The sequence below is a fragment of the Nonomuraea sp. NPDC049269 genome (assembly GCF_043197155.1).
Lineage (GTDB): Bacteria > Actinomycetota > Actinomycetes > Streptosporangiales > Streptosporangiaceae > Nonomuraea.
The window spans coordinates 306,154-326,066 of sequence record NZ_JBICSO010000007.1 but is presented as its reverse complement, the minus strand read 5'-3'; the positions used below and the strand labels follow the sequence as shown (position 1 = coordinate 326,066).

Below are 19,913 nucleotides of genomic sequence, written 5' to 3'. Positions count from 1 at the left end.
AAAAGATTTACCGTCTCGTCAACCCAGTTAACGCGTTCGGGGATCGGCGAGATAGGAGTCCGATGAGACGAGCGATGGTGGCCTCGATCCTGACAGTCGCGGTAGCAACTACAGCGTGTGGTGCGGACACGCAGGACAAGAGCAGCAGCGGGGCCAAGGAGATCGAGGTCCTCTACCGGGTGGAACCCTCCTGGCCGCACCTGGAGAAGATGCTCGAACAGGCCAAGACGCAGTTCGAGGCCGCGCACAAGGGCGTGACGATCAAGCTGACCGCGGTCCAGGGCACCAACGAGGTGTACTACACCAAACTCGCCCTGCTGAACCGCTCGGCCGAATCGGCTCCGGACGTGTACCTCCACGACACGTTCCAGGTCAACGCCGACGTCGCCGCCGGCAAGCTCGCGCCACTCGACGACTATCTGAAGACTTGGCCCGACTGGGCCGCCCAGTACCCCGACTCGGTCAAGCAGGCCGCCAAGGGCCCCGACGACAAGATCTACGGCGTCCCGATCAGCACCGACACCCGAGGGCTCTGGTACAGCAAGGACATCTTCGCCAAGGCCGGCATCCAGACGCCGTGGGAGCCCAAGACCTGGGCGGACGTGCTGACCGCGGCCCGCGCCATCAAGCAGAAGGTCCCCGGAGTCGTCCCCTTCAGCATGTACTCCACCAAGCCGCACGGTGAGGCCGCCACCATGCAGGGCTTCGAGATGCTGCTCTACGGCACCCCCGGCGGCACCCTCTACGACGACACCCAGAAGAAGTGGGTGGCCGCCGGCAAGGGCTTCACCGACTCGCTCGGCTTCATCAACACGATCTACCGCGAGAACCTCGGCCCCAAGCAGGCCGACGCGTTCAACCCCAAGCTGGGGGAGAAGATCGGGCAGGACTGGTTCCCCAACGGCAAGCTCGGCATCGACCTCGACGGAGCCTGGATGGCGGCCGCCTGGAAGCCGACCAGCACCAAACCGTGGCCGCAGTGGACCGAGAAGATGGGCTGGACCCCCATGCCGACCCAGAACGGCGAGGCACCCGGCGCGGTCAGCATGTCGGGCGGCTGGGTCATGGCGATGAGCTCGTACGCCAAGGACAAGAAGGACGCGTGGGACTTCATCTCCACGGCGACCAACAAGGAGAACACGCTGCTGTACTCCGTCGGCACGGGCGACCTCGCCCCCCGCAAGGACGTGGCCGCCGACCCGAAGTACTCCGCTGACAACCCGAGCGTGAAGTTCTGGTCCGACCTGGCCTCGGTCACCCACTACCGCCCGGCGTACGAGGTCTACCCGAAGGTCTCGGCCGAGGTGCAGAAGGTCATGGAGGCGATGACGACCGGCTCCAAGGCGCCGGACGCGGCGGCCAAGGACTACGCCGACGCGCTGCCCGGCGTCGTCGGCGGCCCCGACAAGGTGATCTCCGGCTCATGACCGTCACGTCCGTGACACCGCCACGGCTGGCCGGCTCCCCCGGGAAGGGGGAGCCGCGCCGGCGGGCCCGGCGCACGCTGCGCTGGCTGCTGCCGCTCGGGCCGGCCCTGATCCTGTTCGTGATCTTCATGGTCGGGCCCATCCTGTGGAGCGTCTACATCGCCTTCACCAACGAGACGCTGACCGGCGCCGCGTCGGTGAACTCGCGGTTCATCGGGGTGGACAACTTCGTCAAGATGTTCGGCGACGAGGACTTCCGCAACTCGCTCCTGCTGACCTTCGTCTTCGTGATCGGCTCGGCCGTCATCGGGCAGAACACCCTTGGCCTGATCATCGCGCTGCTCCAGCGGGGACGGGGGAGGGTGGTCAGGAGCGTGGTCAACGGTGTCGTCATCGCGGCCTGGGTGGTGCCCGAGGTGGTCGCGGCGGCGTGCTGGTACTCGTTCCTGGCCGAGGAGGGCACGCTCAACGAGGCGCTCGGCGCCCTCGGCCTCTCCCAGGACTGGCTGTTCACCGCGCCGATGATCGCGATCATCCTGGCCAACGTGTGGCGCGGCACCGCGTTCTCCATGCTCGTCTACTCGGCCGCGCTCTCGGACGTACCGGGAGAGCTGCTGGAGGCGGCGGCGGTGGACGGGGCGAGCACCTGGCGGCGGCTGGTGCACATCACCCTGCCGCTGATCCGCCGCTCGATCCTGTCGAACCTCATGCTGATCACGCTGCAGACCCTGGCCAGCTTCGGCCTGATCTACGCCCTCACCGGCGGCGGCCCGGGCACGGCCAGCCAGACCACCCCGCTCTACATGTACGAGCAGGCGTTCCGCTACTTCGAGATCGGCTACGGCAGCGCGATGGCCCTGGTGATGCTCGCCATCGGCGCGGCGTTCTCCCTCGTGTACCTGCGATTGATCAAGGTGGACACCTGATGACGCGCCTGGCCGCCCGTGGCGCGGCACTCGTCTCGCTCGCGGTGATCGCGCTGGCCTTCCTCGGCCCGTTCCTGTGGGTGATCCTCGCCTCGCTGCAACCCGACGCCAACCTCGCCGCGCAGCCGACCTTCCAGTTCTCGCTCAAGAACTTCAGCGCGGTGCTCACCTGGGAGACCGTCTACCACCCGATCATCAACTCGATCCTCATCTCCGGCAGCACCGCGATCCTCACCGTGATCGTCGCCGGGCTCGCGGCCTACCCGCTCTCCCGCTACACCCTGCGTTTCAAACGGCATTTCATGCTGACGCTGTTGTTCACCACGGGCCTGCCGGTCACGGCGATCATGGTGCCGGTCTACTCGATGTTCTTCCGGTTCAACCTGTACGGGTCGGTGCCGGCCATGGTGCTGTTCCTGGCCGCCAGTTCGCTGCCGTTCTCCATCTGGATGATGAAGAACTTCATGGACGGCGTGCCGGTGAGCCTGGAGGAGTCCGCCTGGGTCGACGGGGCCGGCTGGGTGCAGTCGCTGCTCCGGATCGTCGGGCCGTTGATGGCGCCCGGGGTGGCCGTCGTCGCCATCTTCGTCTTCGTCGGCCAGTGGGGGAACTTCTTCGCCCCGTTCGTCCTGCTCGACACGCCGGAGAAACAGCCGGCGGCGGTGACCATCTACACCTTCTTCTCGCAGTACGGGCAGGTCGCCTACGGTGAGCTGGCCGCCTTCTCGATCATCTACACGGCCCCGGCCGTGGTCCTCTACGTCGCCGTGAACAAGTACCTCGCCGGTTCCTTCAGTTTCGCCGGATCAGTGAAAGGCTGAGCGCCGCTCCCAGTACGCGGAGACGACCCCGGTGTGCAGCGGGAACGCCAGTTCCCGCGGCCCGTCTATGACCAGCCACTCCATGGTCTCTGCCGTCGGCACGACCGGCGGCAGGGCAGCCGAGATGGTCCGTGGCGCCAGGCCGAAGACCAGCAGGGTGCCGTCAGGAGCGCTGTGCACGTCGAACAGCCGGACCCGGTCCGCCTCGACGCCGACGCCCGTCTCCTCGTACAGCTCCCTGGCGGCGGCCTGCTGCCAGCTCTCGCCCACGTCGATGAACCCGCCGGGCAGGGCGAGCTCGCCCCGGTGCGGCTCGATGCCACGGCGGACCACCAGCAGGCCGTCGTCCACCGGCAGCAGCAGCACCGCGACCGGCAGCGGGTTGAGGTAGGCGGTGTTGCCGCAGCCGGCGCAGGTGCGCGGCCAGGACTGCTCCGGGGGGTACGCCGTGCCGCAGAAGGAGCAGTGCGAGTTCCTGATCGCCATGGGTTTGAGACTAGCGATGCCGGTTGATGGATTTGACGACGAGCTTGGCCGTCCGATCGGCGGTGGCGAATCCCGGTTGCCGGCCCGTGTGGTAGATGATCACCCAGACGTTCGACACGCGGAACGAGATCTGGGTCCGGTAGATCGTGCCCACGATGGATTCGCCCCGGGTGTAGCTGAACGCCTCGTCGCCGACGGCCGGGCCCTTGCGGACCTTGGTCCCCGGGTTGCGCTTCGGTTCCTCCTTCATGGTCTTGACCGTGTACTGCTGGGAGATGCGCGCGGCCGAGACATCCGCCAGGCGGTTCGCCGTGACGCTCACGAACGCGCCGTTGTCGGGCCTGGTCCACATGCAGGCGGAAGCGGTCTGGAACTGGCGCTTCACCGTACCGCCGAGCAGCGAGCGCGCCTGGGCGTTGGTCAGCAGGCCGCACGCCTCGAAGTCGCGCGCGAACAGCGCCCGGGCGGACCCCGTCGAGCCGGACGTCGGGGCCGGGGTGGAGGTGTCGCCGAGCGACTCGCTGAACGTGAACGTGGTGTTGAGGTTCGGCAGGACCCGCACCAAGATCACCACCCCTGTGGCCAGGGCCAGCACGACCGCCAGCCCGGCGCCCAGGAGGATGAGGGGCAGACGGCTGCGCCTGGGCACAGGGGTGGCCTGGGTCCGCTCGCGGTGCAGGGCCGGGTCGGTGCTGGGGGCGCCCTGGGCGATGCCGTTCAGCCAGTCGGCCGCCTGGTTGGGGGCGCAGCGCCGTACCGGATCCTTCTCCAGGATCGCGGCGAGCACGGGGCCGAGCGGGCCGGCCAGCCGGGCGGGGGCGGGCTCCTGCATCAGGACGGCCGCCATCACGGCGGCCGGGTTGGGGCGGGCGAACGGCGGGCCGCCCTCCACCGCCGTGAACAGCGTGGCGCCGAGCGACCACAGGTCGGAGAGGGGGCCGTCCGGCTCGCCGCGCAGGCGCTCGGGGGCGATGTAGCCGGGCGAGCCGGTGAGCAGGCCGGTCTGGGTGAGCGCGACGTCTCCGGCGACGGTCGCGATCCCGAAGTCGGTCAGCAGCACCCGCCCGTCATCGGTGAGCATGACGTTGGCGGGTTTGACGTCCCGATGCAGGATGCCCGACGCGTGCGCGGCACCGAGCGCGTCGAGCATCTGGAGACCGATCCAGGCCACCTGGCGCGGGGGCAGCGGGCCGTCGTCGCGCACGACCCGGTCGAGGGAACGGCCCTGGACCAGCTCCATGACGATCCACGGCCGGCCGCCGTCGAGGACGACGTCGTGCACGGTGACGATCGACGGGTGGGAACGCAGCCGCGCCGCGGCCCGGGCCTCGCGCAGCGTGCGTTCGGCCAGGGCGGTCCGGGACGCCTCGTCGAGATCCGGTGGCAGCCGGACCTCCTTGATGGCCACCTCTTGCCGCAGCAGCTCGTCCACCGCCCGCCAGACGATGCCCATGCCACCCTGGCCGAGTGGAGACAGCAGCCGGTAGCGATCCGCGAGCAGCGTCACCGGACCGCCACGTCCTGACGTGTTCTCGGTCCCGGGGTCGCCCACTGCTTCCTCCGATATCGGGGCTTATACGGACAGGAGCGATATTAGGGGTGGATGGTGCCGCGTGGGCGCTAACTGCGGCGCTGCCGCCCTCAAAGGGCCTCCGCTTCGCTCCGGGCGTTCTTTCTCCCACCCCTTACCCGATTCGGTGGTCGGCCGTCTGATGCCCACCCGCCCACAACGGCCCTCCGCTTCGCTCCGGACGTTCTTCCAGGCGGGCTGACGCCCGCCCCCCTGAAGGACCTCGCTGCGCTCGGACCGCCTTCCAAGAACGCTCCGCCCGGTCGGCTGGTTGGAGCAGACCGCCCTCGGCGGCAACTGATCCGAACCTAACTTCGTCGGTCCAAACGGAAACGGCCTCTCCCCGAAACCGAGGAGAGGCTGAGTCATGCAGGAGGCACAAACGTACCCCCCAGTTCCGGAGTGGTTCCTAAGCGGGCAAGCTCCAGTTCGGCCCACGAGGATCTCCGAGCCAGACCCGTTGGCCGTCTCCGGTGACGGTGAGCCCGAACCCGGTTTGGTCCGGGCGTCCGGCGTTTTGCCAGGTGTCGATCGCATCCTCAACGGCATCCCAGAGCAGTAGCGGGCCGTGCTGGCGTACCTGCCAGCCATCGTCGTTGGGAGTGAGCGATGCGGCCGAGCCAGAGACGACGTCGATGAGGTGCGTGGTGTCATCGATGGTGATCATCTGGGCGTTGGGAATGGCGCACTGCGCGAGAAACCGTAGATGGAACGCCTCTTCGCTCGCAGCGTTGATCAGTTGAGGGCTATGTCGAGCCGTCCGCCCCCGTTCAGTGAGGGCGTTTCCCCAGTGTGCGGGATTGCCGAAGGCGGGGGCGGCGTGCGCGCGGGCGGACATGAAGGAGACAGTCCCTGGAAGGAGCACCCCTTCTGCGGTCCCAGCGTCCGACACAGTCAGCAGAGCGCGGGCGTAGCCGTAGAGCCACCCGCTCAGCGTGAGCAGGATCTTGCCGCCAAGGCGTGTCTGCGCGATCAGGGCGGGTGGGACGCTGCGGAAGGAGCAGGCGGCCACGATGCGATCGTAGGGAGCGCAAGGCCAATAGCCGTACAGGCCGTCCGCGACGGCCAGATCGGGGACGTGGCCCAGGCTGTACAGCGTTGCGGCGGCCTGGTTGAGCCGGTGAGAGTCCACCTCGATGGAGGTCACCGCGTCCGAGCCGAGACGTTCGCACGCCAGGGCGGTGGAGTATCCAGTACCGGTGCCGATTTCCAGCACTCTGTGTCCCTGCGCAAGGTCGGCGTCCTCCCACATACGCACGACGAGGGACGGCAGGGTGGAGGAGGAGGTCGGAGCGCCGCCGTATCGCTCGGCGGGGTGTTGCCAGTCGGGTTCTTCTCCGTCGAATTGGGTGATGAGAGTGATGTCGGAGTAGGCGGCGGCCAACCACCTGTCATAGTCGCGCTCGGCGGTGACCGGCTGCCAGATGGTCAGCCCCTCCTGGGTACGCTCATCGGCATCCAGATAGAAGCCCGGCACGAACCGGTGCCGGGGCACGGTCTCCACTGCTTTCCGCCACGCCGGATCCGCGAGCTGGCCTTCCTCGGCGAGGAGCTGCGCCAGATGTGCGCGCAGGCGTGTGGCGTCGGCTTCAAGCCTTTTGGACGCCGTCACAGCGCGCTTCCCTTCTGCAGGATGTCGGCGAATGCGTCGGTGATCTCGGGCGCATCGGGCAGCCACCCCCACTGGCCGTTCGGGTTGCATTCGACCCAAATCCAGTGCTCGGGTACGTCCCCGTTGCCGGTAAGGGCGAAATCGAAGCAGCCGAATACCAGTTCAAATGAAGCGAGATAGCTGCCCAAGGCTGCCGCGATCGGGTCGGGGATCTCGATCGGAGTATGCGTCAGCTTCTCCCAGTCGCCTCGCCGCCAGTCGAGAACGCCGTCCGAGGTTTCGATTCTGCTTGCGAACAGACGGCTACCGACGACGGTCACTCGCGCGTCCGCGACCTTGGGGACTTCAGCCTGAAACAGGTGCGCTGTCACCGAAAGCGTTTCGTCGAAGGCGTCGGGATTCACGCGCTGCGTCCAGATCGCTCCGGCCCGACCGTCCTTTGATGAAGGCAGACCACGAAAGGTCTTGTAGATGATCGGCTCGTGCTCAGTGGCGAACCTGCGAGCAGCATCGATGTCGTTGGTGACCAGAGTGGGCGGGATGTTCAGACCTAGTTGGGCGGCCACGTGGAGTTGCGCGGGCTTGAAATCAGCGCGGGTGATCGCCGACGGGTGATTGACGTAAGCAGCGTTGGCCAGGTTGGCCAGGAGGCCGCCGAGTCCGTGTCGGGCCTCAGCCATGGCGAAGTCGCACTCCTGCTGAGGCAGGTGATCGAATCGCCAGGGGCTGGGGCGCCGGTAGTAGACCGCCGATATCTCCGTCAACTCAACCTCGCGGCTCGTAGTGCGTAGCCGACCACTCCACGCGTGTGCGTCTGCACTGATTCGTGCGTCGAAGCTCAAGCCGGGTCCGATGTCGGCGGGGTCCACTCGCACGACCTTCACCCCGCGCTCGTTCAGCGCAGAGATGACCCAGTCTGCGGTGACGTCCTCCAATGCGGTGATGACCAGAACGGTAGAGGACATGCTGGTCAGTCTGACTTGTAGTCGGTGTTGGTGTCGTCCTGCGTTTGCGGTTGCGGGTCCTTACCGTCGCCGCCACCCGACATCGAGGGGGTGCCTACCGTCTTGTTGGTGCCGTGCTTGGCCAACTCCACCACCCGGCCCTCGGCGTCGAAGTAGCGCGCGATCTGGGTCGAGGAGTCCAGAGCTACCGTCGCGTACTGCGGAAGACCTACCGGAAGCCGGTCAGTGACGAGTTGTAGGGCCCATGTGTAGCCGTCATTGGAGTCATGAGTGCAGGCATCCCTTCTTTGCGCGATCTGGTCTAACGGCAGGCGTTGCTCGGTTGATCTGCCCGCGCGATTCACCATCTGGCGAATGCTCCAGCAGCCATTGGTGCAGCGACTCCTTCCGTTGCGCCTTGACGGGGCATTGCAGCGCCGTCAACAAATCCTAGCGTCTAACGGCGAGGCCGTCGTGCATTCTCTTCTTCCTATTAGGCGACATCTCTTGAGGATAATATTTTGGGCGCACCACTTTATCCTCTGCGACATGGCGCGCCCATTTTAATGGAGACATAGAAGGCGTAGATGTTTCTGTCTATTTGCTATCGATGAACAATTTTACGCGGCTCACCCAATATTGCCCAATTATGCACCGCGGGCAAGACTGCCGGCCTCCTTCCGACCGCTTCCGCATGGCAGGTATGACGACGCGGGTGCTTAACTCTGTTGTCGAGGTTTCATGGGGAGCTGGCGGCGGGAGGAAGGACACTCCGGTGTCGCCCCGCCCGATGGCCTTCCAGTCATCTCGCGCACCCCATAAGCAGAGCGCTCCATGTGGCATTTGCCACATGGAAGGACGAGCGATCACTCTCATGAATGACGGCCTTCCCGTTCCGGAGCGCCGCCCGGCGAACGAACCGCAACCCGCCGAGCGCGATCAGTTCGTAAAAGACCTCCGTGCAGTCGCAGGTCCACTGCATAACCCGGCCGTCCAGCTCGCCCCCGCGTGGAGGGTTCCATGCCAACTGGTCGCAGTGCGACTGCACGGCCGATACATGCGGTGCCGTGCAATGAGGGGGAAACCACCATTGACTGATCACCCAACTCATCCCCCCACCTGACGCCCGCTGTGCGCGGCCCCGATCGTCACATCTTCCCCAGCGCAGGCAGGCACGGCCTGACCCGTGAACGTCTCCGCCCAGACCGCGCGCTGCCCCGCCCCCAACAAGCGCACACCCCACCTGAGCGAGACCCGCTCGACCATCCACAGACCCCGCCCGTGACACTCGTCACCGCCGGACACCCGCGATCGAGGAACCGTGACCGCCCCGTCATCGGTCACCTCAACGCGAACGATCTCGACATCAACAGCGACTACCTCCACCGTCACCACCCCACCATGCAGCCCCGAAGCGGTGTGGATCAGCGCATTGGTGATCAACTCGCTGACGATCAGCCGCGCATCCTCCACGACCTGATGCCCTGCCGCCGTCAACATCTCCTCGACGCAGCGACGAGCCACCGCCACCGAATACGCCACCCCCGGCAACACGACTTCACCAAGAAACCGCTCGCTCACCGCGCCACCTCCCAGACTCGCGTAGCCGCATCCACGATGATCAGTCCATCCGGTGCCCCACACCGGGTGTGCAGGACGACGTTGGCCGCCAACTCCGTCAGCACGAGGCGTATTTCGTCCAGATGCCGGTTTTCTGCCACATTCAAGGCGAGTTCGATATATCTCCGGGTAAAAGGCGCCGAAGACTCGACCCCGAGCAGGACCAGTTCGGCGAGGAAGGTCTCCCTTGCTGTGCCGCACGCGCCGAAAATGGTGCTTACCTCTAGGGCCGAGCCGTACGTGTTCATGGCTGCCTTTCCAGTCGAGTGGGCGCGTCACTCACTGTGACGGTCGGTTGCGCGACCCATTCACGTCGCGACACCGTCACTTTCCGACGTTTGACGACGTAACCCGGCCTCGGCCTGGCGCTTCTGCTTGTGATGGGCATTACTAGTGGCTGAGGAACAATCGTCAGCGGGAGGCGCGGGATGGCTCATGCGACACTGCTCGCCCATTTGGTCGCCCAGCGCCATTGGGCAGCGGACGACGCTCTAGCCGAATTCCTCGCAACCGCCGAGCGCTTCGGCAGCAACTACGTCCCGAGCCAGCGTCAATGGGAACGTTGGTGCGCAGGACAGGTCAAGCGTGAGCCGCGCCCCCTATGTCGTCGAGTACTAGAAACGATGTTCGGCTATCCGGTAGCGGAGCTGTTCGCCCCTCCGCCAATCGTCGCGTCAGTGAACCCTTGGTCTCCCCATAGCTACTCAAATGGGAAATCCCGGACACGCGGCCAGATGGCTTCGGAATCTGGTGGGATGCGTATTTACGAGGAGATAACAGAAGTGGCCGATGATTCTGCCCGTTTCGCTCGCCGTTTTCGACAGGTTGACGAACGCGTCCTTGATCAGCTTGACGATGATGTCCGTCAGCTGGCGATCGAGTACCTCATCCGTCCGCCGTACTTCGCGTTCCGCCGCATCGCGGACCTGCGGACGGAAGTCTTTTCGATCCTTGACGAGCGTCATCCTCTTGATCAGGAGCGGCGGCTGTACCGTGCCGCCGGTCAGCTATGTGGTCTTCTGGCGCACGCCAGTGCGGACCTCGGCCACCCGCATGAGGCCGAAACGCACGCCCGGACGGCGCTGGTGTGCGCGGAACTCACAGACGACAACCCACTACGCGCCTACGTCCGGTGGGTGCAATCAAACGTCGCCTACTGGAGTGGGGACTACCGGCGTGCTGCTGAGATAGCCAACACCGGTCGTGCTCACGCCACATCCGGCACGGCAATGCTCAGGCTGACGAGCCAAGAGGCCAGGGCTCTGGCAGCGGTTCGAGACCTCCACGAGTTCCCCAACGCCATCGCTGCTGCCCGCGATGCGCGCGATCAACTGTCGACTGCTGACGAACCTGGGGTGTTCCAGTTCAGTCGCGGCAAAGCCGCCTATTATGCGAGCGAGGCGTATTGCGCCGTGGGGGAGGCCGACGACCTTCGCGAGGCGACGCGGCAAGCACAACAGGCGATCCAGTTCCTGACAGCCGACCCATCTGAATCGGGGGCAGAGCTGCTTGCCGCCGCGCGCATAGACCTGGCGGCGGCTCATCTCGCGTCAGGGGAAGTTGACGGGTTCGCTGATGCGCTGGATCCGGTGCTCAGCATTGCGCCGGAGCATCGTACAGTCCCGGTCGTACAACGAATCCGGCGCCTCAGTGGCGAACTTGCCCCACATGCACACGGCAGGCTCGCTCTGGAGCTAAGAGAGCGCATTGATCTATTCACCGCCCATCGTGCCGTTTCTCCGAGCCAACCAGCGCTCCCTGAGTGAAGTCACGGAGTAGGAGACCTTTGATGGCTATCCAGGTATCGGTATGCGGGCCACGTGACTGCACCGACGATGACCGTCGCAATGCCCGCGAGTTGGGCCGCATGCTGGCCGAACATGGAGCGGTAGTGATCTGCGGCGGATACACAGGTGTCATGGCGGCAGTCGCCGCAGGCGCGAACGCCGCAGGCGGAACGGTTGTGGGCATCCTCTCCCGCGCTGACCGAGAGAACATCAACCCTGACCTGACCATCGTCATTCCTACAGGGATCGGCGAAGCTCGAAACAACGTGATCGTCAACTCGGGTGACGCCGTGATTGTGGTCGGCGGCTCGTGGGGGACGCTTTCCGAACTGGCCCTTGCCATGAGGAGAGGACGAAGCCCCGTCGTCCAGCTCGGAGGGTGGCGCCTTCAAGATCGCCATGGGCAACCGATTCCAGGCATCCATCACGCCGATAGCCCTGAACACGCGATAGAGCTGACCGGTCTGTGGCGGTAGATCACGACTGCATGTTGGGCCTGCTTATGGGATTCATGGGCGCTCTTGCCGAATCGCTTCGGAGCCAAACAGCCGATGATCAGCGGGAACCTGAGCGATCTCAACAACTGGCTCGCCACCCGGCACGAGCCAGGCTCGTTCGCCAAACGGTTCCGTGCACTCGCGCCGACCTCGCGCCGAGGTGTGCGACCGCGCCAGTATCCACGGCCTGGCCATCGAACTGGTACGCCGTCATCCGACCACTACGGGCGCGGACCGGCTCGCCCTGCTGCTGGCCGAAGCCTGAGCCGTTCGCCCCCACCGCCGCCGACCCCTGGAGATCGGCAGGGATCAGACAGGACGACACCCGTTAGATGTGCACTTCGCCCCCGTCAACGACCAAGTTGGCGCCGAGGAAGAAGCTGCCCTGGTCGGAAGCGAGGAAAGCCACCACATTGGCGACCTCGTCCGGGCGCCCGATCCGGCCGAGTGGGATCGCCGCGGCGAAATCCGACTTGGTGACGGGCGTGTTCTCCGTTGCGACCACGCCGTCGAGTCCAGGAGTGTCAATGGTGCCAGGGGAGATCGCGTTGACCCGGATGTTCCGGCCCTTGAGCTCGTTGGCCCAGGTCCGGGCGAAGGACCGGATCGCCGCCTTGGAGGCCGCGTACGCGCCGAACGCGGCGACACCGTCACCGGCGCGCACCGAGCTGTTCAGGATCACCGATGCGCCGTCGTTGAGCAGTGGCAGTGCCTTCTGCACCGTGAACAAGGTGCCCCGGACGTTGACGCCGAAGGTCTCGTCGAAGTGCTCCTCGGTGACCTGCTCCAGCGTCGCGAACGACGCGGCGGCGGCGTTGGCGAACAGCACGTCCAGGCCCCGGCCCCGAGCCCGGACCGCGGCATAGAGCCGGTCCAGGTCGGCCAGGTCCGAGATGTCGCCCGGTACGGCGGTCACCGCCGCTGGGCCTATGCGCTCCACCGCCGCGTCAAGGACCGTCTTTCGGCGGCCGGTGATGAAGACGTGTGCGCCCTCGGCCGCCAGCCGTATGGCGGTGGCCAGGCCGATCCCCGTTCCGCCGCCGGTGACGACGGCGGTCTTACCTTCCAGCTGTCCCATGCTCTCACCTCGATAGAAATCTGCACCGATCGGTACTGAAGTGGACGATGGCAGTTCCGCACCGTTCGGTACAAAAGGGGTATGATCGATCACGTGAACACCCAGAGGAAGGCGCCGATCGGCCGGCCACGCGGTTTCGACGCCGAGAAGGCGCTCGACCAGGCCATGCGGGTCTTCTGGGAGCAGGGCTACGAAGGCGCCAGCCTCACCGACCTGACCAACGCCATGGGCATCAGCCGGACCAGCATGTACGCCGCCTTCGGCAGCAAAGAAGACCTGTTTCACCAGGCCCTGCAGCGTTACACCGACGGCCCCGCCGCGTACGTCCCCCGGGCCCTGGAGGAGCCGACGGCGTGGCAGGTGGCCACGGCGTTCCTCAACGGTTCCGTCCGGGCCACCACCAGTCCCGGCTGTCCCGCCGGATGCCTCGGCGTCCAAGGTTCCCTGGCGGCGGGCGAGGCCGGTCTCAGCGCCCGGGACAGGTTGACAGCCTGGCGCGACAACGGCATCTCGCTCCTACGGGAGCGGTTCCAGCGGGCTGTCGACGAGGGCGACCTGCCGTCGGGGACCGATCCCGGCCTGCTCGCCCGATACCTCATGACCGTGGCCAACGGCATCGCCGTTCAGGCCGCCGGTGGCGCCACCCGCGACGACCTCCACATGGTGGCCGACATGGCCCTACGGCACTGGCCGCCCACCTGATACGAACAACTCCTGGACTCGTTACCGGCAAGCAGCCCGCCAAGAACGGCCACATTGGCCACGCTCCGGGCGCCGAACCGGTCTGCTCCTCTGGGTGCTGCTGATTCTCACCGACGTTTCCTGGCCCGACCGGCCCCCAAGTACTGTAAGTCGCACTTGGAGTATGCGGCCGAGGCTTGCGCATGCACTTCGTCTTGCCTTGCGGATGAGCGTGCGGGTGTTCGCCCAGCACCTCGGCGTGGCTCCCCGCACCGTGGCGAAGTGGGACCAGCTCGGCCCCGCCACTCGGCCACGCCCCGACACCCAGGCCATCCTGGACACCGCGCTCGCTCGCGGGGACTCGGCGACCCACCTGCGGTTCGAGACCCTGCTCCTGGAACTCGGCCAGGACACGGACCAAGGGCTGCGAGTCACACGCGTGGGGCCACGGGCCTGGGACTACGAGACATGGACCGTCGACCTTGACCGGGCCGTGGTCGCCCTCAGCCGCCAAAGTTTCAGCTACGCCGGCGACCTGCTGAACCGATGGCTCACCCGCTACAACCCACACGTTCTGGACGACAAGGGCCTGTACCTGTTCGCACGATCCACGACACTGCTCGGCGACCTCCAACGCGATCAAGGCGCAGTCGCCGGCCCCCTGTCCGCCCGCCGTTCCTACCTCAACGCTCGCTCGATCTACCGCCAGATCGACATCCCCCGCCGCATTGCCCAGCTCGACCTTTCGCTGGCGGTGGTCGCCGAGATGTCGGGCCAACTGGACGAGGCCGCCAAGGAGTATGAAGCGCCGGCGGTGGATGACCGGCTCTCACCACGCGACCGGACGCGAGCCCGCCTGTGGGTCGGGACAGCCCTGAGCAAGAACGACAACAACGACTACGCCGCCCGCCTGATGACGACCGCCATCCACGAGTTCAAGAGCCTTGGCGAGCCCGAGGACTGGTCTGTCGCGCACCAGAAACTCGCCTTGGCCCACCGTGGAGCCGGGTACCTCTCGGAGGCGCTACGCCTGATCGACCTCGCCCGCGCCACCGCCGTCACCGATGCGCCCATGCAGCGGGTCCGGCTCGAGACCGCTTACGGGCACATCCTGCTTTCCGACCGGGCCACCATGGATGATGGGCTGATGATCCTCGACCGTGCCGCACGCGAAGCCGCGCGGCACGGGCTTGCACACCAGGGACTACCACCAGATGCACCACGACCTGCGCCGGTGCGATGTGGCAATCGGCCTGGGCAGCCACGATCTGGGCGTCGCGTGTGCGGCGGTCGAGCTGTACCGCGCAGGGTGGTTCCCGCTGCTTGTCTTCTCCGGTGCCACCAGCCCCACTACGGCGGCCCGCTTCCCTCGCGGCGAGGCCGTCCACTCCGCGAGCACGCGCTGGAACTCGGCGTGCCCGACGAGGCGATTCTGCTGGAGCCGAACGCGACCAACACCGGTCAGAACATCGGCCTGTCCCGCCAGGTCCATGCGCCTGGCGCAAGATCTGTCTCACCGACATGGCGGTTTCCTCGGCTGCGGGGACCGATGGTCAGGATTGGTCTGTCGACGGGGTGCTCGTCGAGGATGTAGCGGACGTGCTCGCTCGTGGGTCCGCAGGCTGTGGCGATCTTCTTGGGGCTAGGAAGCTTCTCCTGGAGGAACGCCTGGTGGACGGTGGCGATGTCGATATTGTTGGGATCTCGTCCGGGCAGCGCGGCCAGCTGGTCCGGGGAGAATCGGAAGGTGGGCTGCCAGGTCAGTGGCTCGTCGATGCCGTTGAAGTGGAGCAAGTCAGCGCCGGCCTCCTGAAGCAGCTTGGTCTCGGAGGGCAGCAGGCGCATGCGGAAGGTGCTGTAGGCGGTGCGGCTGCGGTAGTCGTCGGCGGCGATCTGGCTGGGCGGGAGCAGACTGGTGACCTCTGTGATCGCCTTTGGGGAGGGACGGCAGTACTTCCGCACGTTCTCGGGCTTCTTGTACCGGGACTTGGACGTCAGGCTCGGAGCAGGGTGCGCAGTTCGTCGACTGCGTCCGTGGCGTCGAGCAGCCGGGTGCCATCGGGGAGCAGGATCAGACCGCCAGAGTAGACCCGTGCCGCGATCCGAGCTTGCTCCCAGATCAGGACGATCTGGAGAATGACCGCCTGGTAGGCGTAATAGTCGTCGCCTCTGCGGGGTTTCCCGAACCGGCGGTAGATCTCTTTGTCCACCCGGTTCCGGGCTTGCTCGCGCCCCAGTCCGACAGCCGTGAACGTCACCACGAACGTGCTGGCGGCGAGAGAGAGGATCTCCTCGCCGAGCAACGCCTCGACACCAGTAGCTGAGCTCTCAGTCATGGACGGCACGGTACCCACAAGTGTGGGCGCAGACCGAACACCGGGTCAGGATCCGGCGAAAGCCGCCCACGTCAGCGGGGGGACCGAAACCCGGATACACACGCGGCATGCAGCTGAGGCGGCGGGCTCGAGGTGAAACGACAAACCGACGAATACGGGTGCCGCGGTACCTGCCGTTGCCCACGGGGCGCGCCGTTTCATAGGTCGGTGCGAACGGGTGACGGGTGAAACACACCCCGGAAACGATCCCGCAGTGAGCGACGACGACTTCCTGCGGGTGGAGGCCCACGACTGCCCGATGACCACCTGCGCCGCCCCGGCCGGCGTGCCTGTGTCGTACGGTTCCACCACGGGCTCTTCTTCCGGCGAGGTTCGGGTGGGTTCGCACCCTCGAACCTGACGGCGGAAGACCCCCGGCAATCACCCCGCCGGTGACGAGGCGGTGATGTCACCCCGGCGGCCACCGGCCACCTACCGTGCGATCTGAGCGGCCACCTGCTCAGTCACCGAAAACAGCCCCGGGGAGCCTTCGGTCAGCTAGCCCCGTTCCGCCAGCCGCTTCAACCTCGACCGCATGCCCTCGACCTTGGCCGCCCGCACCGGCACCCCCAACGCCGCCACCGCGCTCGGCATTCCCGCCGACGCCATCTACAACTGGCTCAACCACGGACAGGTACCCGCCCGCAGGGCCAACGGACGCTGGTGCATCCCCTGGGACCCGCAAGCGCAGTGAATCTAGCGGCAGAAGGTCGCCAACTCGTTCCGACTTAAATCATCCCAGCCTGCGGCCGATGTCCGTTAAACCCCAGCCGCTCGAAGAGGATCATCGTGTGGCTGTGGTCTGATCGACGACGCGTCCGCGGCTGGCGTATTGCGACAGCCACCATCCGGTTACGGTGTACCAGGCGAAGATCTCCACCGCGAGTAGCCGGTTGATGAGACCGCCGATTCCGGCTTTCTCCCATGGCGAGGCGGGGTTGAGCGCGACAAAGGTGAGAAGTACCAGCGCGACTGCGGCCAGGCCGGTCCATGTGGAATAGCGGGACAGGTTACGCCATCCGGGCAGGCGACGAAACTGGCGGCCGAGGTAGAAGACGACCGCTATGGCCGAGACGATAACGACGAGGAACCCGAAGAGGAAGTGGAGTATCTCGGTCGGAGGCGCGGCTGGAAACAGGACGGCGCCCAGCATGCCGATTCCTGTCGTCGCGATCAGGATGGCTCCCCATGTCGCCCGACGTCCGATGATCTTTGTTGTGGCGCGCCGGAATCCAGTGGCGAAGGCGATGAGCAGAATGCCGAACAGCAGGAAGTTGGCGTTCTGGATCGATGCATTGTCGCCGACGCCCAGGTCGCTGACCGCACTGGCCATTGCCGAGTATCCGGGACGGAGCCAACCGGCGACCGTGAAGGTGACGACGAACAGGACAGGACCCACGACACCGGCGGCGAGAAGAATCCGTGTGGTGATGTCATGTTGTTGGCCGAGGTCGGGGCTTGGACGCTCGCGGCGGGACGACGTGGACTGGGGTGGCATGGGTTACTCCTTGGGGGTGGGGCCGCAGGCATCGGCAGGCCCGTCGGCGATGTGGCGTGATGCGGTGAGGTCGGCGACGGTTTGCCGGGCTCGGTCTTGCAGCGCCGGGTCGTGCAGTCGCGCCGGAGGTGCCTTGACCTTGCCATTGCTTTCGTAGAGCTGGCCGGTGCCGGTGGGGCGCTGGGCGAGGAGCGCCGGGACGCGGGCGGCCTTCTCCGGGGATGCGCGGCGCTGGATCATGCGGACCAGCGGCCAGATGTATCTCCAGGCGGGGACGGCCTGTGGGGTGAGCGCCTGGACGCCTGGGGTCCAGGCCATGCCCGGATTGACCGCGTTGACGGCGGTGTGGCCGACCTGTTGCCGGGCGAGGCTCATTGTGGCCAGCAGGTTCAGTTGTTTGGCGCGGGCGTAGGCGGCGATCGCGGTGTAAGTGGGCGGCTCGGTGAACGGGTCGTCGGTGTGCATGGTGAAGGCGCTCGACACGACCTGGACGATGCGGGCGTCTTCGACGAGTGTCGGCAGCAGAGCCTGGGTCAAGGCGACCGGGCCGAGGTAGTTCAGCGCGAGGGTGGCCTCGTGGCCCTCTGCGGTGACGGTCCGTTCGGTGAACGCCCCGCCACCAACATTGTTGACCAGGACATCCAAGCGCGGTACGTGCTCACGTACGCGCCGGGCCAGGTCGAGATTGCCAGCGATCGTCAGATGGTCGGCGGGCAGGAAGGTCGCGTCGAGGTCCGCCGCCGCGGCTGCGCCGCGGGGCTGATCGCGGCCGGTGATCAGGACGGTCATTCCGGCGGCGCGCAGCTTGCCGGCGATCTGCAGGCCGATTCCGGCGGTGCCGCCGGTCACCAACGCGATCATGATTTGCCTGACACGGTCGTGTCGGAGGTGCGGTGGCGGCTGGTGGGCAGCAGCAGACTGACGGTGATCAGCCAAGCTATGCCGCCGAAGCGGGCAATCGGCAGGGTGGGCGCGGCATCGAGCGTCAACAGGGTCAGTGTCGACAGCTCGGCGGCCAGCGCCAGGACCAGACCGGCGATCGCAACGGGCCGGGACATGCGCAGCAGCAACATCGGGACGCTGACCCCGGCTAAAAGGAGCCCGAAGAACGCCACGAACCCTGGTCCGCCGGTGATGAAGGCGAGATCCCGCAGCGCCGAGGCCAGCGGCGCGCTGTCTGCGGTCCGGGAGGCGGCCCAGCCGATCAGGCCGGACAGCGCCGCGAAGCCGCTGGCGAGCATGCCGCCGGCAAAGGCGATGGCCGAGCCTGGCGCGGTGATGCCCAACGCCCGCAGCCGCCGGTACGCCGCGGCGCTCCAGATGGCAAGTGGGACAGCGGCACCAACGGCCAGGAATGCCGACAGCCGCATAGGCGAAGCGTGGTCCTGTATGTAAGCGAGCACTTCGGAACCGGGCGCCTGCGGGCGAGGAACGCCTGCGGCGGTCACGATGCCGGCGATGGTCAGCACGGTGAAGGCCACGCCGGGGACGATCAGCGGCGGGCCGGACTGCGGTCGAGACATGTCGACTCCCTAATTGATGTACATCCGAACACAATATACGAGTGTATATCGTTTTCCAAGTGATACGATTCTCTCCGTGTCAAAACCCAGCGACGGACCAGATCGGTCCTGGGGCGGTGCCGCTTTCCTGCTTGCGCAACTAGGCGCGCATGCCGCTGCGGCCTTCGCCGCCCGCATCGGACCCCTAGACCTGACGCCTGCGCAGGCCGGACTCCTGCGCATGATCGCGGTCACGCCCGGGCTGAGCCAGCAGGCGTACGCCGCACGGCTGGGCACCCCGCCCAGCCGTTTCGTCACTCTCGTCGACACCATGCAGGACCGAGGCTTGATCGAACGCCGCCGTGGCGAACCCGACCGCCGCTCCTACGCTTTGCACCTGACCGACGGCGGTCAACAAGCGCTACAGCGCTTGGGCGCCCTCGGCAAGGCGCACGAGGACGACCTGTTCGCTGCACTGACCTCAGCAGAACGCGTCACGATGCGCGAGCTACTCACGCGCATCGCCCGGCAGCAGAACCTCACCGCCGGGGTCCACCCCAGATACCGGCAACGCTCCGAGACGTGACCACGGCCGCGTAGCTCACTCGTTGGACACGGTGTCGCTCGCCGCGATGGCGTCAGGCGATGCCATCACACGCAAACGATGATCAAGTCTCCGTAACATCTTGATCTTGTGTGGCCTGCGGTTTCTCGAACCGTCTCATGCTCTTGGCGCAAGGTCTGTCTCACCGACATGGCGGTTTCCTCAGATGCGGGGACCGATGGTCAGGATCGGCCTCTCGACGGGGTGTTCATCGAGGATGTAGCGAACGTGCTCGCTCGTGGTTCCGCACACTGTAGCGATCTGCTTGGCACTCGGATAGCTGCCCTGGAGAAATGCCTGGTGGACGGCGGCGATGTCGATGGCGTCGGGATCTCGTCCAGGCAGCGCGGCAAGTTGGTCTGGGGCGAAGCGGAAAGTGAGGTTCCCCCCGGTGGGGCGGCCCCCCCCTGTACGCAGGGGCGGGGTGGCGGGGCACGCGGGGGAGCCGCCACCCCAAAAGCCCCCCCACCCCCCCCAGAAACACG

General features: G+C 66.4%; 22 protein-coding genes. 10 read left to right on the top strand and 12 right to left on the bottom strand.

All coding sequences use genetic code 11. The features are described from left to right. Nucleotides 1-62 precede the first annotated feature (62 nt). The 3 genes from ACGFNP_RS37090 to ACGFNP_RS37080 are packed head-to-tail and all read left to right on the top strand — an operon-like array spanning nucleotide 63 to nucleotide 3,174. The gene (locus tag ACGFNP_RS37090; RefSeq protein WP_393326750.1) at nucleotides 63-1,427 is read left to right on the top strand and encodes an extracellular solute-binding protein; all 1,365 of its coding nucleotides are present in this window, start codon (nucleotides 63-65) and stop codon (nucleotides 1,425-1,427) included. Beyond that, a complete protein-coding gene (locus ACGFNP_RS37085; RefSeq protein WP_358317903.1) occupies nucleotides 1,424-2,353 on the top strand; it encodes a sugar ABC transporter permease in 930 nt (309 codons plus the stop codon). Before ACGFNP_RS37090 ends, ACGFNP_RS37085 begins: the two co-directional genes overlap by 4 nt. Next, complete coding sequence (locus ACGFNP_RS37080) at nucleotides 2,353-3,174, top strand: carbohydrate ABC transporter permease (protein ID WP_358016250.1); 822 nt, start codon at nucleotides 2,353-2,355, stop codon at nucleotides 3,172-3,174. Before ACGFNP_RS37085 ends, ACGFNP_RS37080 begins: the two co-directional genes overlap by 1 nt. Here the strand turns inward: ACGFNP_RS37080 and ACGFNP_RS37075 are convergent. The 7 genes from ACGFNP_RS37075 to ACGFNP_RS37045 form a co-directional block, all read right to left on the bottom strand. Continuing rightward, nucleotides 3,160-3,660 (bottom strand): NUDIX domain-containing protein, encoded by a 501-nt coding sequence (locus ACGFNP_RS37075; RefSeq protein WP_393326746.1) that lies wholly within the window; start codon nucleotides 3,658-3,660, stop codon nucleotides 3,160-3,162. The two genes, ACGFNP_RS37080 and ACGFNP_RS37075, sit on opposite strands and share 15 nt — an antisense overlap. 10 nt (nucleotides 3,661-3,670) lie before the next feature. Then, nucleotides 3,671-5,212: a serine/threonine-protein kinase gene (locus tag ACGFNP_RS37070; RefSeq protein WP_393326743.1), complete on the bottom strand. Its 1,542-nt coding sequence runs from the start codon at nucleotides 5,210-5,212 to the stop codon at nucleotides 3,671-3,673. Between the two features lie 427 nt (nucleotides 5,213-5,639). Continuing rightward, entirely contained in the window at nucleotides 5,640-6,842 is a 1,203-nt protein-coding gene (gene tgmC / locus ACGFNP_RS37065) for an ATP-grasp peptide maturase system methyltransferase (protein ID WP_393326740.1), read from the bottom strand. Then, entirely contained in the window at nucleotides 6,839-7,807 is a 969-nt protein-coding gene (gene tgmB, locus ACGFNP_RS37060) for an ATP-grasp ribosomal peptide maturase (protein WP_393326737.1), read from the bottom strand. Before tgmB ends, tgmC begins: the two co-directional genes overlap by 4 nt. 5 nt (nucleotides 7,808-7,812) lie before the next feature. After that, entirely contained in the window at nucleotides 7,813-8,154 is a 342-nt protein-coding gene (locus ACGFNP_RS37055) for a putative ATP-grasp-modified RiPP (RefSeq protein ID WP_393326734.1), read from the bottom strand. Between the two features lie 739 nt (nucleotides 8,155-8,893). Continuing rightward, a complete protein-coding gene (locus ACGFNP_RS37050) occupies nucleotides 8,894-9,367 on the bottom strand; it encodes an ATP-binding protein (protein WP_393326732.1) in 474 nt (157 codons plus the stop codon). Then, nucleotides 9,364-9,654 carry a hypothetical protein gene (locus ACGFNP_RS37045; protein WP_393326729.1) on the bottom strand — a complete coding sequence of 97 codons (291 nt, stop codon included), beginning with the start codon at nucleotides 9,652-9,654 and terminating at the stop codon, nucleotides 9,364-9,366. The genes ACGFNP_RS37050 and ACGFNP_RS37045 overlap by 4 nt, the downstream gene beginning before the upstream one ends. 507 nt (nucleotides 9,655-10,161) lie before the next feature. On the opposite strand from ACGFNP_RS37045, the gene ACGFNP_RS37040 reads away from it, so the two are divergent. The 3 genes from ACGFNP_RS37040 to ACGFNP_RS37030 all read left to right on the top strand — a co-directional run bounded on the left by ACGFNP_RS37040 (nucleotide 10,162) and on the right by ACGFNP_RS37030 (nucleotide 11,955). Continuing rightward, nucleotides 10,162-11,172, top strand: a complete 1,011-nt coding sequence (locus ACGFNP_RS37040; protein WP_393326726.1) for a hypothetical protein — start codon at nucleotides 10,162-10,164, stop codon at nucleotides 11,170-11,172. 23 nt (nucleotides 11,173-11,195) lie between these two features. Then, nucleotides 11,196-11,669: a TIGR00725 family protein gene (locus tag ACGFNP_RS37035; protein WP_393326723.1), complete on the top strand. Its 474-nt coding sequence runs from the start codon at nucleotides 11,196-11,198 to the stop codon at nucleotides 11,667-11,669. A 154-nt stretch (nucleotides 11,670-11,823) separates the two neighbouring features. Continuing rightward, nucleotides 11,824-11,955 (top strand): hypothetical protein, encoded by a 132-nt coding sequence (locus ACGFNP_RS37030; RefSeq protein WP_393326721.1) that lies wholly within the window; start codon nucleotides 11,824-11,826, stop codon nucleotides 11,953-11,955. 63 nt (nucleotides 11,956-12,018) lie between these two features. Here ACGFNP_RS37030 and ACGFNP_RS37025 read toward each other — a convergent pair whose 3' ends face one another. Then, nucleotides 12,019-12,768, bottom strand: a complete 750-nt coding sequence (locus ACGFNP_RS37025; protein WP_358317914.1) for an SDR family oxidoreductase — start codon at nucleotides 12,766-12,768, stop codon at nucleotides 12,019-12,021. Nucleotides 12,769-12,861: 93 nt separating this feature from the next. Here ACGFNP_RS37025 and ACGFNP_RS37020 point away from each other — a divergent pair, with 93 nt between their 5' ends. Further along, nucleotides 12,862-13,470 (top strand): TetR/AcrR family transcriptional regulator, encoded by a 609-nt coding sequence (locus tag ACGFNP_RS37020; RefSeq protein WP_393326718.1) that lies wholly within the window; start codon nucleotides 12,862-12,864, stop codon nucleotides 13,468-13,470. A 94-nt stretch (nucleotides 13,471-13,564) separates the two neighbouring features. Continuing rightward, on the top strand, nucleotides 13,565-15,043 hold the full coding sequence (locus ACGFNP_RS37015; RefSeq protein WP_393326715.1) for a hypothetical protein: 1,479 nt from the start codon (nucleotides 13,565-13,567) through the stop codon (nucleotides 15,041-15,043). A 400-nt stretch (nucleotides 15,044-15,443) separates the two neighbouring features. Here the strand turns inward: ACGFNP_RS37015 and ACGFNP_RS37010 are convergent, their stop codons facing one another. Then, nucleotides 15,444-15,785 carry a hypothetical protein gene (locus tag ACGFNP_RS37010; protein ID WP_358317917.1) on the bottom strand — a complete coding sequence of 114 codons (342 nt, stop codon included), beginning with the start codon at nucleotides 15,783-15,785 and terminating at the stop codon, nucleotides 15,444-15,446. Between the two features lie 574 nt (nucleotides 15,786-16,359). Here ACGFNP_RS37010 and ACGFNP_RS37005 point away from each other — a divergent pair. Next, the gene (locus tag ACGFNP_RS37005; RefSeq protein WP_358317918.1) at nucleotides 16,360-16,518 is read left to right on the top strand and encodes a hypothetical protein; all 159 of its coding nucleotides are present in this window, start codon (nucleotides 16,360-16,362) and stop codon (nucleotides 16,516-16,518) included. Nucleotides 16,519-16,608: 90 nt separating this feature from the next. On the opposite strand, the gene ACGFNP_RS37000 is transcribed toward ACGFNP_RS37005, so the two are convergent. The 3 genes from ACGFNP_RS37000 to ACGFNP_RS36990 are packed head-to-tail and all read right to left on the bottom strand — an operon-like array spanning nucleotide 16,609 to nucleotide 18,803. Continuing rightward, a complete protein-coding gene (locus ACGFNP_RS37000) occupies nucleotides 16,609-17,322 on the bottom strand; it encodes a DUF998 domain-containing protein (RefSeq protein WP_393326713.1) in 714 nt (237 codons plus the stop codon). 3 nt (nucleotides 17,323-17,325) lie between these two features. Next, nucleotides 17,326-18,183 carry an SDR family NAD(P)-dependent oxidoreductase gene (locus tag ACGFNP_RS36995; RefSeq protein ID WP_393326710.1) on the bottom strand — a complete coding sequence of 286 codons (858 nt, stop codon included), beginning with the start codon at nucleotides 18,181-18,183 and terminating at the stop codon, nucleotides 17,326-17,328. Then, nucleotides 18,180-18,803 carry a DUF4386 domain-containing protein gene (locus tag ACGFNP_RS36990; protein ID WP_358317921.1) on the bottom strand — a complete coding sequence of 208 codons (624 nt, stop codon included), beginning with the start codon at nucleotides 18,801-18,803 and terminating at the stop codon, nucleotides 18,180-18,182. The genes ACGFNP_RS36995 and ACGFNP_RS36990 overlap by 4 nt, the downstream gene beginning before the upstream one ends. A 118-nt stretch (nucleotides 18,804-18,921) precedes the next feature. Here ACGFNP_RS36990 and ACGFNP_RS36985 point away from each other — a divergent pair, with 118 nt between their 5' ends. Further along, the gene (locus tag ACGFNP_RS36985; protein WP_358317922.1) at nucleotides 18,922-19,410 is read left to right on the top strand and encodes a MarR family transcriptional regulator; all 489 of its coding nucleotides are present in this window, start codon (nucleotides 18,922-18,924) and stop codon (nucleotides 19,408-19,410) included. Nucleotides 19,411-19,913 lie beyond the last annotated feature (503 nt).

What these genes read in the sequence shown, in the direction of transcription:
- ACGFNP_RS37035 (WP_393326723.1), top strand. Translation starts at nt 11,196, where the DNA reads ATGGCTATCCAGGTATCGGTATGCGGGCCACGTGACTGCACCGACGAT.
- ACGFNP_RS37090 (WP_393326750.1), top strand. Translation starts at nt 63, where the DNA reads ATGAGACGAGCGATGGTGGCCTCGATCCTGACAGTCGCGGTAGCAACT.
- ACGFNP_RS37010 (WP_358317917.1), bottom strand. Translation starts at nt 15,785, where the DNA reads ATGACTGAGAGCTCAGCTACTGGTGTCGAGGCGTTGCTCGGCGAGGAG.
- ACGFNP_RS37080 (WP_358016250.1), top strand. Translation starts at nt 2,353, where the DNA reads ATGACGCGCCTGGCCGCCCGTGGCGCGGCACTCGTCTCGCTCGCGGTG.
- tgmB (WP_393326737.1), bottom strand. Translation starts at nt 7,807, where the DNA reads ATGTCCTCTACCGTTCTGGTCATCACCGCATTGGAGGACGTCACCGCA.
- ACGFNP_RS37045 (WP_393326729.1), bottom strand. Translation starts at nt 9,654, where the DNA reads ATGAACACGTACGGCTCGGCCCTAGAGGTAAGCACCATTTTCGGCGCG.
- ACGFNP_RS37075 (WP_393326746.1), bottom strand. Translation starts at nt 3,660, where the DNA reads ATGGCGATCAGGAACTCGCACTGCTCCTTCTGCGGCACGGCGTACCCC.
- ACGFNP_RS37055 (WP_393326734.1), bottom strand. Translation starts at nt 8,154, where the DNA reads ATGGTGAATCGCGCGGGCAGATCAACCGAGCAACGCCTGCCGTTAGAC.
- ACGFNP_RS37000 (WP_393326713.1), bottom strand. Translation starts at nt 17,322, where the DNA reads ATGCCACCCCAGTCCACGTCGTCCCGCCGCGAGCGTCCAAGCCCCGAC.
- ACGFNP_RS37005 (WP_358317918.1), top strand. Translation starts at nt 16,360, where the DNA reads ATGCCCTCGACCTTGGCCGCCCGCACCGGCACCCCCAACGCCGCCACC.
- ACGFNP_RS37025 (WP_358317914.1), bottom strand. Translation starts at nt 12,768, where the DNA reads ATGGGACAGCTGGAAGGTAAGACCGCCGTCGTCACCGGCGGCGGAACG.
- ACGFNP_RS36995 (WP_393326710.1), bottom strand. Translation starts at nt 18,183, where the DNA reads ATGATCGCGTTGGTGACCGGCGGCACCGCCGGAATCGGCCTGCAGATC.
- ACGFNP_RS37040 (WP_393326726.1), top strand. Translation starts at nt 10,162, where the DNA reads ATGCGTATTTACGAGGAGATAACAGAAGTGGCCGATGATTCTGCCCGT.
- ACGFNP_RS37085 (WP_358317903.1), top strand. Translation starts at nt 1,424, where the DNA reads ATGACCGTCACGTCCGTGACACCGCCACGGCTGGCCGGCTCCCCCGGG.